Below are 14,549 nucleotides of genomic sequence, written 5' to 3'. Positions count from 1 at the left end.
GTAGGCGGCGGCGGAGCGCCCATTCCGGCACCTTGAGCACTTTTAATCCGTACGGGTGAAACGATCCCTCATAAGGGGACACGAGGGCTGAATTCGGTGGCTCGATTGCGCTGGATGGTGGCCGGTTCAGGGTCCTTCGAAGGACGGCGGGGCGAGGAGGTCGAGGCTTCCGGGGAGAGGTGCCTCGGGGTCGTCGTAGAGGAGGGACAGCTGCTGGTTGTCGGGTGCGCGCCGACGGTCTCGCCAGAGTCGGTCGGGCAGCTCCGCCAGACCCCTGCACCGCAAGACCAGCGCCCTCGCCAGGGCGAACCGTTCCATGCACTCCGGACCGCAGTTGCCCGGGTGCGGCAGCGTGCTCCACAGAACGACACCGTGCCCCGCCCTGAGCAGCCGGGACATGAGCCGCCGGCCCGCGCCCTGGCTCACAGGACCGCAGAGGCAGGGGATCTGGCCGGCCGGGACCGAGGAGAACCGCCAGGAGCCGCTGCCCAGCGGGGTGTGGACGGCATCGAGCCGGCCGGCGTCGCGCAGGCTCTGCCAGTGGCGCAGCCGGTTCTCCTCCAGGGCCCCCCGCCCGAGGCCACGGATCGTCACCGGGCGCTGCTCGCCGAGGCTCCCGGCTGCGGACCCGGCCGTCCACGTATGCGGTGCCGAGTCGAAGTACTCCAGTGGAAGGGTGACTTCGAGCGGGACCGGGCGCTCCGGCAGGTCGCAGGAGCGGACGAAGGCGACCAGCTGCTCGCCCATGGATCCGCCCAGCCGCATCCGGGGCACGGGAGCGCGTTCGGTGCCCTGCGCCAGCGCGGTCGTGCGGGAGGCCCTGACGACGCGCAGTGTCCAGTGCGCCCGCGTGGACCATGCCCCGCGTTCCACGTCCAGCTGGACCCGGAGGTCGGCCTCGGCCGCGCGCCGCCGCCGGTCCTCCGCGTACGTGCGTGTGTTCTGGGCCCGCACGGGGTCGCCGGCGGCGGCGAACGCCTGCTCGCTGATGTTCCAGGCGGCCTCGGCCTCCGAGGCGAGCCCCAGGTTCTCCCGGGCCCGTGCCACGACCTCCCAGGCACGCGCCAGGGCGTGCTGGTCGCGCAGGGCCGTGAAATCGCGCATGACCCGTTCCGCGGTGCCGACGGCCGCCTCGGCCATGCCGGACCGGCTCAGCGCCTCGGCCCGGTACAGGTCGGCGCGCGCCGCCCCCGGCTGGTCACCGAGGGACTGGAACTCGTTGACGGCGGCGTACAGCGCCGCCAGCGCCTGCTGGTCGTCGCCCCTGAGGAGCAACGCCACGCCCTCGTGCATGAGCGCCTCGGCCTCACCCCGCCGGTCCCCGACGCGGCGCAGTTCCTGGATCGCCCGCTGGAACGCGGCATGGGCGTTGTCCCAGTCGCTCTGTTCGGCACGCACCTGCCCCAGCGCGTCGTACGCCTTGGCGCAGCCCCTGAGGTCGGCGAGATCCTCGTAGAGGGCGAGCGCCCGCACATGGGAGTCGGCCGCCTCGTCGAGCAGGCCGAGGCCGCTCAGGGCGGCCCCGTGCAGGTTCCACAGGGGCGCCGCGCGGTGGCGGCTCCAGTCCGACTGCAGCCCCGCGAGGCAGCACCGGCGGCTGTCCTCGAAGCGCCGGCGCCAGTTGAGGTGGGCGCCGAGGTGCAGGGCGAGTTCGGCGGCCTGGTCGGCGTACGGCCCCTGGCTGTCCTCCAGCACCAGGGCGAGGAGGGTCTGGTGTTCCCCGTCCAGCCAGTCGAGGGCGCTGCTCCAGCCGTCGCGGGGCTCGACGGAGTCCTCGGCATCGCTCAGGCCGAGCGCCCGGACGGCGCCCCGGGTCCGCTGGACGCAGTAGCCGAGCAGGAGCTGCCGTGCCGAGGTCACCTCCTCGTCCGCGATGTGCCGGCCCGGGCTCTGCCGCACGTACGACCGCACCAGCGCCGGCATCCTCCAGCGTCCGGTGGCCTGGTTCCGCTCGACCAGGCCGGCGGCCTCCAGGCGGGCGAGGGACGCCTCCAGTCCGGTGGTGCCCATGCCGAGGAGCAGCTCCGGGTGGGCGTCCTCGCCGGGAACGACGGCCAGCAGGCGCAGCGCCCGCTCCTCGTCGGGTGCCAGATGCGCGAACTCGGCGTCGTACGTGCGCCGCAGCTCGCCGAAGTGGTGGAAGACCCCGCCCGCCCGCTCGACGGCCGCGCGGACCTCCGGGAGGGGGGCGGACGAGCGCGCGACGAGTTCCAGGGCCTGCGGTACCCGGCCGCACAGCTCGGCCAGTGCGGTCGCCGTTTCGGGGTCCGTGGCTTCGGGGTCCAGCAGCTCGGCTGCCGCGCTGGGAGGCAGCGGGTCCAGCCGCAGATCGGACAGGTTCATGCCCGGGTCGGCGGGGATGAGGTGCCTGGAGGTGACCAGCAAGTGGAAGCCGTATTCCTGGCGGGCGTTCCAGGCAGCCGCACCCTCGTAAGGATTCAACCCGTCGAAGAGGATCAGGGTGGGCATGTCTGCGGACAGCATCATGGACGCGATGCGCCGCGCCACCTCGCCCGTATCCATGTCACCGGGGAAGCGGTAGACCCCGCCGGGATACCAGCCCCGTGCCTCCGCCACGTCTGCGGCAGCCATGGCGAGCGCGGTCTTGCCGATGCCGGGGATTCCGGTCACGGCCGTGACGCCACTTCCCGTGTCCGGGTTCAGCAGCGCCACCAGCGAAGCGAGTTCCTCCTCCCGTCCGAGGAGCCGGTCCGGAGCCGGCGGCGGCATGGATGGCAGCGCGGCGAGCAGCGACACGACTGCGTCCACCGCCCGTTCGTCCGCGGTCTCGCCGACGGCGCAGAAGGTGAGATGCTCGACGCCTGGCACCCGGTACGCAATCAGAAGGTCCAGCAGCTGGTCGTCCCTCAGTACGACCACCGGTCCGCCGTCGGCAAAGCGGGGCACCGCCGTGTAGACCACGCTCCGGCCCAGGACGTTGCGGGCGGCCGACCACAGCCTCCGGGACGGGGCGGAGCTCCCCACAGGCATGGAAACCCTGCTCGCCAGGACGACGTTGCCGGGGATCTCCCCGCTGAGGGACCCGTCCGCCGTCACGACCGGCAGCAGGACCGAAACGCGGTGGTCACGGGCCGCCTCGGCCATGCCGCTGCCGAGAACGCCAGCCCGTACGAGCAACGCCCGCCACCCGGTGCCCGACAATCGGCCGATCTCCACCGGACCGCGGTAGTCGTGCCGCTGCACCTGCCCCTCCAACCGCCTACGGAGCAGTCGATACAGCGACTCCGATCCGGCCAGGACCAGCACAGTCCCCGCCGTCTCCCCCTCGTCCGCCGCCTCCGCCACCGCCGGAGGTGTGGGCCCCGGCAACGGCACCACCACCTCGCCCGGCCCCGGCGCCGCCACCGGCACGCGCTCCCCCGCCCCGACCCGCACCCCCAGCCGCTCGCTGCGGAACGGCACCCCGCCCGCCGTGACCAGGGTGAGCCGCAGCGCGGTCTCGCCCTCGGGGGCGCCCGCCGCGTAGGTGACGAAGCGGGCGGGGCCGTACGTCCCGCCGAAGCGGTGCAGGACCAGGGTGGTGTCCCCGACCGCCTCCACGGCGAGGCCGGGCTCGGCCTCCAGGACGCAGCCGACGGCGTACTCCTCGGTGTCGTACGGCCAGGCGCCGGGCTCCGGCCCAGCGAGCTCTACGTCGACGGTGACCAGGTACTTGCGGCCGGTCTCGACCTCCTCGGGCCAGCTCACCAGCGGGCGCAGGGGTACGGCGGACGCGCTCATGTGCCGTCGCCCCCTTCCCGGCCCTCCCGGCCCGGCTTCTCCAGCGTCAGCGTGGTCCCAGGGTGCCCGAAGTAGACGTACATGAAGCCGCTGAAGAACGCCTCCAGCGCCTGCTCCACCCGCTGTTCGTCGGCGCTCTCCAGGGCCCGCTCGGCCTCGCGGGCGTAGTACGCGCGGTGCCGGGTGAGTTCCTCGGCCAGGTTGACCGGGCCGTTGCGCGCGGCCCTGCGGACCAGCCGGGCGGCGAAGTCGTGGGCGTGGACCTTGCTGACCTTCGCGACAGTGGCGATGACCGCGCCGGCCCCCCATTTGAGGAACACCTCGGCGAAGTTGCGGGGGATCGCGGCCTCGTAGCGGTCGTCGACGACCGGACGGGCGGAGACGCAGGAGTTGATGAGGACGGCGGCCCCGGAGGCGTACAGGGCGTGCATCTTCCAGTTCAGGGACAGTTCGGGGTAAGCCACGCCGCCGAGCGTGAACTGCCTGATGTCCTCGGAGTATCCGCCGTGGCAGCGCATCAGCAGCAGGCCGAAGCCGGTCCGGCCGTCCTTGAGGCGGGTGCGCAGGTCGGCCATGGTGGTCGAGCGGGTGCCTATCTCGTGCTGGGCGACGCCGTCCTGGTCGACGGCGAAGTCCGGGTCCTCGTAGACCATGACGCCGCCCTTGCAGTGGCGGGGCCGGGCGTCGTAGCGCCAGGCGCGTTCGCCGTCCCACACCGTGGTCCAGCGGATGACGGGGAGCACGGCGCCGAGCCAGCCGCCGGTGTCGCCGGCCGGGTCGTCGGGCGCGGGGATGCCGACAGGTTCGCGGTGCAGGAGTTCCCAGGGGATCTCGTGCGCGGTCTGGTCCCAGACGATGAGGGCCGGGTCGTCCTGCCGGCGCAGGCGGTCGACCCAGGCGGCCAGCACCGGCTGGGTCTGCCACCAGCCCTTGAGGTGCAGGTAGGTGTCGCTCCAGGTCCCGCCCTCGCTCGTGGCCCGCGCGACCAGCTGGGGTATCCCGAGGCCGGGCGGGCGGCGCGACGCCAGATGGTGGGGCCGGTTCGGGCTGGACACCCGGCCCCGTTGGTGGAAGTGCAGCCCGATGCTGGGACGGCCTTCATGGGTGATGTCCTCGACGCGCAACAGGGCGGCACCGGGCGGGAGTTCGGCCGACAAAACGGCGTCCTCGGGCGGGAACTCCAGCGGGTCCGAAGCGGCTTCGGCCTCTGGCTCGGGCTCGGCCCTCTCCGTGCCGGGCGCGGGCGCCGGTGTGCGGGGCTGCCCGATCCTCGCGGGCGCGAGCTCGTCCGCGGGCTGGTCCGCGTCCGCGTACAGCCGGCTGCGCAGGCTCATCGGCTCCGTCGTCATGCGTGCGCCCCCGGGGCCACGACGAGGGTGGCGCCGAGTGCCTCCGCCAGTTCGACGGGGAGGTGCGGGTACTGGTCGAGGTCCGGTGCGATGACGACCGCGCGGACCCGGTTCAGGGTGGCCGCCGTGGCCGCCACCCGCAGCGCGTCCGCGACGCCCTCCCGGCGCACCCCGCTCGGCGACCGCCCCCGCAGGCTCGCGTCCAGCGGTACGTTGCCCCGGCCGTCGGTGGCGACGACGAACAGGACCTCGTCGACCACCGCCCGGCCCCGCCGCAGATAGCGGCGCAGCTCCTGCACCGCCAGGTCGAGGGCGTGGGCGAGCGGGCTGGCGGTGCCGGGGGGCCGGTCGAAGGCGGCGAGGAGGGCGGGGTCGAGCAGCGAGGGCACCCGGACGCGTTCCGCGCACAGCTCGTCCTCCGCGCCCGCGTGCCCGAACTCCACGACGGTGACGGCGGCGTTGGTCGCGTAGGCCCAGCGCAGGCAGGGGGCGAGCGCGGGCGCGCGGTCCCAGTCGCGGCAGGAGTGGTCGAGGACCAGGACCAGGGCGTGCGCGGGCTCCGGGCGGCGGCGGTACTGGCGCAGGTCGGCGGGGCCGAGGCGGAGCGGCCGGGTCCGCGCCTCGGGCTCGGACAGCCGGGACTTGGCGGCCTCGACGAGGCTCGGGACGAGCGCGAGGTCGTGGACGTCGCGGGCGCGCATGGTGCCGTTCGGGCGGCCGTGCCGGCGCAGGGCGGCGCCCCGGCGGCGGGTCGCCGGGCGCAGCGAGCCGAGCTGCGGGACCGCGTCCGCGGAGTCCTCCGGGTACGGCGAGCCCTCGGGGTACGGCGACGGCGGGGCGGCCGGCGGCTGCGGGGTCACCGGTACGGCCGTGAGGGGGCGGGGCGGCGCGGGCGCGGTGACCGGGGTGGGTACGGGGACGGCGGGCCCGGGCGGCTGTGCCGCGGGCTCCTCGGTGGGCTCCGGCGGGGCGTCCGGGCCCAGGGCGCGCCGGGGCGGCGTCTGCGGGAGGGGCGGGAGCGGTGCGATGCCCAGCAGGACGGCGGCCTGCCGGAGGTGGTGGACGTCGGCCCGCGGGTCCCCGGCGCGGGCCGCGAGGGCGCGGGCACAGCGGGCGAGGGCGAGGCCCCGGCGCAGGCCGCCGTCCGGGGGCACGAGGTCGGTCGCGAGCGCGGCGGCTTCCGGGGTGAGGGCGGGGGACGGCCCGCCCGCCGGGACGTGCGGCAGGGTGGGCAGCGCCGCCACGAGCCTGTCCCGATCGGCGGGCAGGTCCCAGAAACCGTCGGTGCCGAGGCTCCACAGCGCGTCGTTGAGCGCCTCCGCCGCGACCCGCACCGGAAACCGGTCCAGCAGGTGCGGGGAGAGCCGGGCGGCCTCGGCGCGGCCGGTGGCCGCGAGCCAGTGCGCGCGGGGGCGCCAGCGCAGGCTGTGGCCGTGCATCTCCACGTGGGCCGCGTCGGCACCGATCAGGCTGACGGCGGCCCGTACGACAGCGGGGCCGGCCTGGCCGAGATCGGGGACGAGAAGCACCGGGGGCGGGGCGCCGGCCCCCTCCACCAGCAGCCCCGGCACCAGCCGGAACCCGTCGTCGTCCAGCCGGGGGCGCAGCCACAGCTCCTCCTCGCCGAGCCACGAGCCCAAGGTCCGCACGGGAGCGCCGGTGCCGGTGTGGGCGGCCAGCCAGGCGCCGAGGACGGGCAGGAAGCCGGGGTCGAGCCCGAGAAGGAGGACGCCGCCCGCGCCGGGTTCAGTGGCCAGGCAGGCGAGGACGGTCAGGGCGCGACCGATCGGGCCCTGGTGACCGCCGTCGTCGCGGGAGGCCGAGCCCGGCGGGCCGCCGCCGTCCTTGCCGGTTCGGTCCGGCATCGTCAGGTCCGGCATCGTCAGAACGCGGGGCCCACGAGCAGGTTCCACACCAGGCCGTCGTCCTCCGCGGTCCAGGCCGGGAGGGTGCCCGTGTCGCCCCGGCCGCGGCGGTGGACGAGGGCCGGTTTGGCGACCCGGCGTACGTGCTCGACGGTGGCCTGTCCGGCGTCCTCGATCGCGGCGAGGGCGCGGGCGGCCCGCAGCAGGACGATCTCCCCTCGGTGACCGGCGAGCCCGAAGCCCTCGGCGAGTGCGGCGCAGCCGGCGTAGACGTCGGGGCCGCAGGCGATGGCGCCGAGGCGGTCGCGCGCGGCGTTGAGCGTGGCCTGCTTCTTGGCGTCCGCGCGGCGCGCCTCGGCTATGAACTCCGAGTCGGGGTCCTCGCGTTCGGCCTCGAAGCGCAGGACGGTCTCCACGATCCGCCGCCGCTGCCGCGCGTCGCTCTCGGACTCCACCACGGCCACCAGCCCGAAACGGTCGAGGAGTTGGGGGCGCAGCCCGCCCTCGTCCGGGTTCATGGTGCCCACCAGCGTGAAGTCCACGTGCCGGGTCTGCTCGGAGCGGTGGTCGCGTTCCAGGGAGAGGATGCCGGTGGAGGCGGCGTCCAGGATGATGTTGACCAGGTAGTCGTCGAGCAGGTTGATCTCGTCCACGTACAGCATGCGGGCCTCGGACCGGGACGCCTGCACCAGCAGCCCCTCGGACCTGAGCGCGGTGCCGCCCATCAGCTCTTTGATCCGCCAGCCGCCCAGCACCCGGTCGTCGGTGGCGCCGATCGGCATCGTCACGGGCAGCCCGCCGACGGCCATCTTCGTGAAGGCGCGCACGGTGGTCGTCTTGGCGGTGCCGCGCTGGCCGGTGGCGAGCACGCCCCCGACGGCCGGGCAGACGTAGGCGATCTCCAGCGCGGTGCGCAGTTCCTCCTGGCCGACTATGAGATCGTACGGCAGGACGGTCGCGAGCGCGGCGGCCTCCTGGGCGGCGGCTTCGCGGGCGTACTCGTCCCACGGGTCGTCCGACGGGCCGTGGTCGTCGTGCCCGACGTGTTCGCCCCGCTCGTCCGTGTCGGGCGTCTCGTCCATCATCACTGTCCCTGTCCGCGTGCCTGTCCGCCGGTCGTGCCCTGGTTCGCGCCAGGCGGGTCCGCCGAGGCCGGCGAGTCGTGGGTGTACTGGAAGCCGGGCGGCATGGGTACGCCCTGGCGCCACAGGTCGCACCAGGCCGCCGCGACGCGCTGTTCGTCCGCCGGGGCCCCGGGGAGGTCGGCGGCCAAGGCCCGCAGCAGCGCGAACCGGTGCAGGTCGAAGGCCACGTGCAGGGACTCTCCGTAGGCGAGCGCCGCCTGCACCGCGCCCCGGTAGGCGAGCCACGCCGTCGCCAGGGGGATCAGGGCCAGCAGCAGCCCCCAGCCGGTGCGGGCGAGCAGGACGGCCGCGACCACGCCGGCGACGGCCGCGGTCGCGGCCATCCGGGCGGCGCCGTCCACGGTGTCCCGGCGGTCGTCCACGATCGCCCGGGTCTGCTCGCCGAGCAGTGGGTAGAGCCGGGGCCAGGCGACCACCGCGTCGTACCCGAACTCCCGCCCCGCGGTGTCCTCGGCGGCGGCCAGCGCGTTGCCGAGGGCGGTGGGGCGCACCAGGTGGTCGGGAAGGGGGTAGCGGCGGCGCAGTTCGCTGCCCGCGACCCCGGCGCGCTGGACGGTGTCGGGCGGGAGGGCGAGCGCGGTGGGGGCGGGGAGGCCGTGGGACTGTGGAGGGGGGACGGGCCCGATGGCGGGCAGCTCGGCCCGGCGTTTCCACTTCGCCCGGCGGGCCAGCTGACGGCGGCGGGCCCAGCCCGAGCCCAGCCGCTCGGGCCAGCCCCCTTCGAGGAGCCGGACCAGGGAGGTCTGCAGCGGGGCGAGCAGGACGGCGGCGAGCGTGACGCCGATCAGCAGCAGGAGCGTCTGGCCCACGCCCAGGGAGCCCGCGGTCTTCCACGCGCGCGTGGTGCTCAGGTGGCCTCCGGCCGGGCTCTTCCAGCCGCGGGCCCCGGCCCAGACCAGCAGGAGGATGTAGAAGACGGCGGCGTACGTCGGCAGGTAACCCACCTGGTAGAAGCGCCGCCCGCTCCCGAGCCCGGACGGCGGCTGCAGCGCCTCGTTCAGCTTCATCGCACCAGCTCCATGACGCCGTGGCCGTTCGGGCACCCGGGCAGCTCCCGGACGTCGTAGTAGGCGGTCGCCTTCCGGGCCCCGCACACCCGGCACACGAACTGCAGGGCGCGGTACTGCGTGGACACGCCGAGCAGGCCGGCCCGGTCGCCGGCGCCCAACTCGGGGGCGGGGGCGGGGGGCGCGGCGGTCTCTTGGGCCCGCCACAGACGCGTGCGCCCGCTGATCCCGATCAGTGCGGTGTCTTCAGGCTGCCCTTTGAGCAGGAGGGCGACGCCGCGGCAGCCGGGACAGGCCCTGAAGAGCGATTCGAGGAGCTGCGCGACCACGGGGGCGCGCTCCTCATCAGGGTCGACACGGAGGGAGTTCTCGTACGTGGTCAAGCCGGGGTCGAGAAGTCCGCCATAGACCTCGCGCGCATACGCGATCCGGTCCTCGTCGCCCGGCACGTGCCCCTCCGCCCCCTGCTGTGGGCCGCTCCACGACCGCCCCGACGTGGAGTTCCGCAAGCGCCGATTGTAGGGAGATCCCCCGCCCGGGGAAGGCGCATTGCCCCAATCCGAGGGCCGCGCCTCACCCGCACGGCCGAGGCGTTGTCAGTGGGCTCGGCTACGGTTTCCGCATGGCTGCCCGTTCCAAGACCACCAAGGACCGCCCGTCCTACCGCTGCACGGAGTGCGGCTGGCAGACGGCCAAGTGGCTCGGCCGGTGCGCCGAGTGCCAGGCCTGGGGCACCGTCGAGGAGTACGGCGCGCCCGCGGTCCGTACGACGGCGCCGGGCCGGGTGACGACGTCCGCGCTGCCCATCAGCCAGGTCGACGGCCGCCAGGCCACCGCCCGCACGACCCGCGTGCCGGAGCTGGACCGGGTGCTCGGCGGCGGTCTGGTGCCCGGCGCGGTGGTGCTGATCGCGGGCGAGCCCGGCGTCGGCAAGTCCACCCTGCTGCTGGACGTGGCGGCGAAGTCGGCGAGTGCGGAGCATCCCACCCTGTATGTGACCGGCGAGGAGTCGGCGAGCCAGGTGCGGCTGCGCGCCGACCGCATCGGCGCGCTCCACGACCACCTGTATCTGGCCGCCGAGACCGATCTGGCCGCCGTCCTCGGCCACTTGGACGAGGTGAAGCCGTCCCTGCTGATCCTCGACTCGGTGCAGACGGTGGCCTCCCCGGAGATCGAGGGCGCGCCCGGCGGCATGGCCCAGGTGCGGGAGGTGGCCGGGGCGCTGATCCGCGCGTCCAAGGAGCGCGGGATGTCCACGCTCCTCGTGGGCCACGTCACCAAGGACGGCGCGATCGCGGGCCCCCGCCTCCTGGAACACCTGGTGGACGTCGTCCTGCATTTCGAGGGCGACCGGCACGCGCGCCTGCGCCTGGTCCGGGGCGTGAAGAACCGCTACGGCGCCACGGACGAGGTCGGCTGCTTCGAGCTGCACGACGAGGGCATCACGGGCCTCGCCGACCCTAGCGGGCTCTTCCTGACCCGGCGCGACGAGCCGGTCCCCGGCACCTGCCTGACGGTCACCCTGGAGGGCCGCCGCCCGCTGGTCGCGGAGGTGCAGGCGCTGACCGTGGACTCCCAGATCCCCTCCCCGCGCCGCACCACCTCGGGCCTGGAGACCTCCCGCGTGTCGATGATGCTCGCGGTGCTGGAGCAGCGCGGCCGGATCAGCGCGCTCGGCAAGCGGGACATCTACTCCGCGACGGTGGGCGGCGTGAAGCTGTCGGAGCCGGCCGCCGACCTGGCGATCGCCCTCGCCCTCGCCTCGGCGGCCAGCGACACCCCGCTGCCCAAGAACCTGGTGGCCATCGGTGAGGTGGGCCTCGCGGGCGAGGTGAGACGGGTCACGGGCGTGCAGCGCAGGCTCGCCGAGGCGCACCGGCTGGGCTTCACCCACGCACTGGTGCCGGGCGATCCGGGCAAGGTCCCGCCCGGGATGAAGGTCATGGAAGTCGCCGACATGGGGGACGCGCTCAGGGTGCTGCCGCGCTCCCGTCGCCGAGAGGCCCCGCGGGAGCCGGAGGAGCGCCGGTAGACTTTGCCCAGGTCTCGCCCGTCCGTACGAACCGCGTGCGGGAGCGGGGGCGCGTCAGAACCTGCGACCGGAGGAGTGCAGTGGCAGCCAACGACCGGGCAGCGGCTCCCGGAAAGTCCGGTGGGAGTGCCGGTTCCGAGGGCCTGATGCGCGCCTCGCTGAGCGCCGTGGCTCCTGGCACGCCGTTGCGCGACGGCCTGGAGCGGGTCCTGCGCGGCAACACCGGCGGGCTCATCGTCCTCGGCTCCGACAAGACGGTCGAGGCGATGTGCACGGGCGGTTTCGTCCTGGACGTCGAGTTCACCGCGACCCGGCTGCGGGAGCTGTGCAAGCTGGACGGCGGCATAGTGCTGTCGTCGGACCTGTCGAAGATCCTGCGCGCGGGCGTGCAGCTGGTCCCGGACCCGACGATCCCCACGGAGGAGACGGGCACGCGGCACCGCACGGCGGACCGGGTGAGCAAGCAGGTCGGCTTCCCTGTCGTCTCGGTCTCCCAGTCCATGCGCCTGATCGCCCTCTACGTCGACGGTCAGCGGCGGGTCCTGGAGGACTCGGCCGCGATCCTCTCCCGCGCGAACCAGGCGCTGGCCACGCTGGAGCGGTACAAGCTCCGCCTGGACGAGGTCGCGGGCACGCTGTCCGCGCTGGAGATCGAGGACCTGGTCACGGTCCGTGACGTCTCCGCGGTGGCCCAGCGGCTGGAGATGGTCCGCCGCATCGCCACCGAAATCGCCGAATACGTGGTCGAACTGGGCACCGACGGCCGCCTCCTGGCGCTCCAGCTGGAGGAGTTGATCGCCGGCGTGGAGCCCGACCGCGAACTGGTCGTGCGGGACTACGTCCCCGAGCCGACGGCAAAGCGTTCCCGCACGGTCGAAGAGGCCCTCTCCGAACTGGACGCACTCACCCACGCCGAGCTCCTGGAAATGGGCACGGTGGCGCGTGCGCTGGGCTACACCGGCTCCCCCGAGACCCTCGACTCCGCCGTCTCGCCGCGCGGCTTCCGCCTCCTGGCCAAGGTCCCGCGACTCCCGGGCGCGATCATCGACCGCCTGGTGGAGCACTTCGGCGGCCTGCAGAAGCTGCTCGCTGCGAGCGTGGATGATCTGCAGGCCGTGGACGGCGTCGGAGAGGCCAGGGCGAGGAGCGTCCGCGAGGGCCTGTCGCGGCTGGCCGAGTCGTCGATCCTGGAGCGCTACGTCTGATTCGGGGCTAGGGCCTCTCGTTTGGATCACGCCGGGCTCGCGGGGCCTGGCACGCACTCCCCCACTGCCTTAAGGGCGTGGGGGGACCCCCAGCGGCGTTGGCGTCAGTCGCCAACGCTCCCCCACGCTCGGCTTCGCTCGCGCGGGGGGACCCCCATCGTTGACTCCCTCCTCCGCCTTGCAGCTGCACGCACCAGGCCCCGCTCCCTGATCCGGCCTGATCCAAACGAAAGACCCTAGTCGGCCGACAGTACGAACGACGCCTGGGTCTTCGTGAACCCCGGCGCCTTCGCCTCCAGCAGATACGTCGTCCCCGTCTTCGCCGAAGTCCCGGAGGGCTTCGCGCAGTGCGGAGCACTCGGCTTCCGGTCCCACTTCACCGTGTACGTGATGCTCTCCCCCGCCGGCACCCGGAACACCAGACTCCCAGGCCCTTCCGGACAGTCGGCCGACGACCAGAACGTGTCGCCACCATCCGTCGGCGTGATCGTCAACACCGCGCTCTTCGGCCCGAGATCGACCTTGCAGTCCCCGGACGACGCGTTCTTCGCGGTGAGTTCGAAGGTCGGCACCTGGTCCGGCGAGAACGAGTTGTGCAGACTGCGCAGGTTCAACGCGACCGCCCCCGCGGTGCAGTCGGGCAGCGAGGAGGACGCGGGCAGCGCATCGCCCGCACCGACGCCGGTCCCGCCGGAGCCGGAGCCCCCGCCCGAGCCGGACGAGCCGTCACCGGAACCGCCCGTGTCCTCGGAGCCGGAACCGCCGCCGGAGCCGGACGAACCGTCACCGGAGCCGCCCGACTCGTCGCGCCCGCCCGGGTGTTGGCTGATGGCGGGCCCGGAGGCGGACGGACCCGGAGTGATCGTGGGTGCGGGATTCTTGCCGTTGGACGCGCCGGCGTTCTTCTTGCCACCCCCGCCGCCGGCCGTGACGATCCAGGTGACCAGCAGCGCCAACACGGCGACCACCGACAGCATTACGGCCCTCCTTCGCCAGTAGATGGAGGAGGGAAGCGGCCCGACCGGATTGCGCAGAGAACCCACGCGCAAACTGTACGAGAGATCGGCGCGCTGTCTTGCGCCACCCGCCGCTCGGAGCCCAACTTTTCCGGATCATCATCCCGGCAACTTCCGTGACAGTCAGGCACCTTCACGCGTGATCACCCTCCGTGATCACATTCAGTGACCAGGACGTCACCACGCCGTCGCGCCGCCACCGGCCGGGCCCGCCCCAGTCGTGGCAGGATCGGAAGGCCATGACTGAGAAGCTCCACACCCCCGTGATCGCCTGGTTCGACACCCACGCCCGCGACCTCCCCTGGCGCCGCCCGGAGGCGGGCCCGTGGGGGGTGATGGTCAGCGAGTTCATGCTGCAGCAGACCCCGGTCAGCCGGGTCCTGCCCGTCTACGAGCAGTGGCTGTCCCGCTGGCCGCGCCCCGCCGACCTCGCGAAGGAGCCGCCGGGCGAGGCGGTCCGCGCCTGGGGCCGGCTCGGCTATCCGCGCCGCGCGCTGCGTCTGCACGGCGCCGCGGTGGCCATAACGGAACGGCACGGCGGGGACGTACCGACGGACCACGCGCAGCTGCTGGCGCTGCCCGGCATCGGCGAGTACACGGCGGCGGCGGTGGCCTCGTTCGCGTACGGGCAGCGGCACCCGGTGCTGGACACCAACGTCCGCCGGGTCTTCGCGCGGGCGGTGACCGGGGTGCAGTACCCGCCGAACGCGACCACGGCCGCCGAGCGCAGGCTCGCCCGCGAGCTGCTGCCCGAGGACGAGGGGACGGCCGCCCGCTGGGCCGCGGCCTCCATGGAGCTGGGCGCGCTGGTGTGCACGGCGAAGAACGAGGAGTGCGCGCGCTGCCCGATCGCCGCGCAGTGCGCCTGGCGGCTGGCCGGCAAGCCGGAGCACGAGGGGCCGCCGCGCCGCGGGCAGACGTACGCCGGTACCGACCGCCAGGTGCGCGGCAAGCTGCTCGCCGTACTGCGCGAGGCGCACGCGCCGGTGCCGCAGGCGGTGCTGGACCGGGTCTGGCACGAGCCGGTGCAGCGCGCCCGCGCGCTCGACGGGCTCGTGACGGACGGTCTGGTGGAGCCGCTGCCGGGCGGGCGCTATCGGCTGCCGCTCACCTGACGCACTGCCAAGTCACAGCGGGGCGACCTCTGTTACGGAACACCTCGCCCGCCAAACCGCACCATAAAGGGACA

The 14,549-nt window shown here is 74.1% G+C and carries 10 protein-coding genes; 3 read left to right on the top strand and 7 right to left on the bottom strand.

Features of this window, described 5'->3' with window-relative positions; translation table 11 throughout:
* Positions 1-126: 126 nt before the first annotated feature.
* Genes ACWD3E_RS13235 through ACWD3E_RS13210 form a run of 6 tightly spaced genes read right to left on the bottom strand, consistent with a single transcriptional unit; the run spans position 127 to position 9,616 of the window.
* A complete protein-coding gene (locus tag ACWD3E_RS13235; RefSeq protein ID WP_451387627.1) occupies positions 127-3,741 on the bottom strand; it encodes a hypothetical protein in 3,615 nt (1,204 codons plus the stop codon).
* Entirely contained in the window at positions 3,738-5,090 is a 1,353-nt protein-coding gene (locus ACWD3E_RS13230) for a hypothetical protein (protein ID WP_451387626.1), read from the bottom strand. The genes ACWD3E_RS13235 and ACWD3E_RS13230 overlap by 4 nt, the downstream gene beginning before the upstream one ends.
* Positions 5,087-6,955 carry a hypothetical protein gene (locus ACWD3E_RS13225; protein WP_451387625.1) on the bottom strand — a complete coding sequence of 623 codons (1,869 nt, stop codon included), beginning with the start codon at positions 6,953-6,955 and terminating at the stop codon, positions 5,087-5,089. The genes ACWD3E_RS13230 and ACWD3E_RS13225 overlap by 4 nt, the downstream gene beginning before the upstream one ends.
* A gap of 17 nt (positions 6,956-6,972) precedes the next feature.
* Entirely contained in the window at positions 6,973-8,037 is a 1,065-nt protein-coding gene (locus tag ACWD3E_RS13220; protein WP_451387624.1) for an AAA family ATPase, read from the bottom strand.
* 2 nt (positions 8,038-8,039) lie between these two features.
* Positions 8,040-9,107, bottom strand: coding sequence for a hypothetical protein (locus ACWD3E_RS13215; protein WP_451387623.1), 1,068 nt, complete (start codon positions 9,105-9,107; stop codon positions 8,040-8,042).
* Positions 9,104-9,616, bottom strand: coding sequence for a hypothetical protein (locus tag ACWD3E_RS13210; RefSeq protein WP_451387622.1), 513 nt, complete (start codon positions 9,614-9,616; stop codon positions 9,104-9,106). The genes ACWD3E_RS13215 and ACWD3E_RS13210 overlap by 4 nt, the downstream gene beginning before the upstream one ends.
* Before the next feature lie 113 nt (positions 9,617-9,729).
* On the opposite strand from ACWD3E_RS13210, the gene radA reads away from it, so the two are divergent.
* Both radA and disA read left to right on the top strand, forming a co-directional pair.
* Entirely contained in the window at positions 9,730-11,139 is a 1,410-nt protein-coding gene (radA, locus tag ACWD3E_RS13205) for a DNA repair protein RadA (RefSeq protein WP_451387621.1), read from the top strand.
* An 80-nt stretch (positions 11,140-11,219) separates the two neighbouring features.
* A complete protein-coding gene (gene disA, locus ACWD3E_RS13200; protein WP_451387620.1) occupies positions 11,220-12,344 on the top strand; it encodes a DNA integrity scanning diadenylate cyclase DisA in 1,125 nt (374 codons plus the stop codon).
* Between the two features lie 236 nt (positions 12,345-12,580).
* Here the strand turns inward: disA and ACWD3E_RS13195 are convergent, their stop codons facing one another.
* Complete coding sequence (locus ACWD3E_RS13195) at positions 12,581-13,387, bottom strand: hypothetical protein (protein WP_451387619.1); 807 nt, start codon at positions 13,385-13,387, stop codon at positions 12,581-12,583.
* Between the two features lie 212 nt (positions 13,388-13,599).
* On the opposite strand from ACWD3E_RS13195, the gene ACWD3E_RS13190 reads away from it, so the two are divergent.
* Positions 13,600-14,475: an A/G-specific adenine glycosylase gene (locus ACWD3E_RS13190; RefSeq protein WP_451387618.1), complete on the top strand. Its 876-nt coding sequence runs from the start codon at positions 13,600-13,602 to the stop codon at positions 14,473-14,475.
* Positions 14,476-14,549: the final 74 nt, after the last annotated feature.

This window comes from Streptomyces sp. NPDC002676 (genome assembly GCF_053592455.1).
The sequence above is the reverse complement of the archived record's forward strand: the minus strand, read 5'-3'. Positions and strand labels throughout refer to the sequence as shown.

Excerpts from the sequence above, each read along its gene's own strand:
- ACWD3E_RS13215 (WP_451387623.1), bottom strand. The coding sequence starts at position 9,107 with ATGAAGCTGAACGAGGCGCTGCAGCCGCCGTCCGGGCTCGGGAGCGGG.
- ACWD3E_RS13190 (WP_451387618.1), top strand. The coding sequence starts at position 13,600 with ATGACTGAGAAGCTCCACACCCCCGTGATCGCCTGGTTCGACACCCAC.
- ACWD3E_RS13220 (WP_451387624.1), bottom strand. The coding sequence starts at position 8,037 with ATGGACGAGACGCCCGACACGGACGAGCGGGGCGAACACGTCGGGCAC.
- ACWD3E_RS13230 (WP_451387626.1), bottom strand. The coding sequence starts at position 5,090 with ATGACGACGGAGCCGATGAGCCTGCGCAGCCGGCTGTACGCGGACGCG.
- ACWD3E_RS13225 (WP_451387625.1), bottom strand. The coding sequence starts at position 6,955 with ATGCCGGACCGAACCGGCAAGGACGGCGGCGGCCCGCCGGGCTCGGCC.
- ACWD3E_RS13235 (WP_451387627.1), bottom strand. The coding sequence starts at position 3,741 with ATGAGCGCGTCCGCCGTACCCCTGCGCCCGCTGGTGAGCTGGCCCGAG.
- radA (WP_451387621.1), top strand. The coding sequence starts at position 9,730 with ATGGCTGCCCGTTCCAAGACCACCAAGGACCGCCCGTCCTACCGCTGC.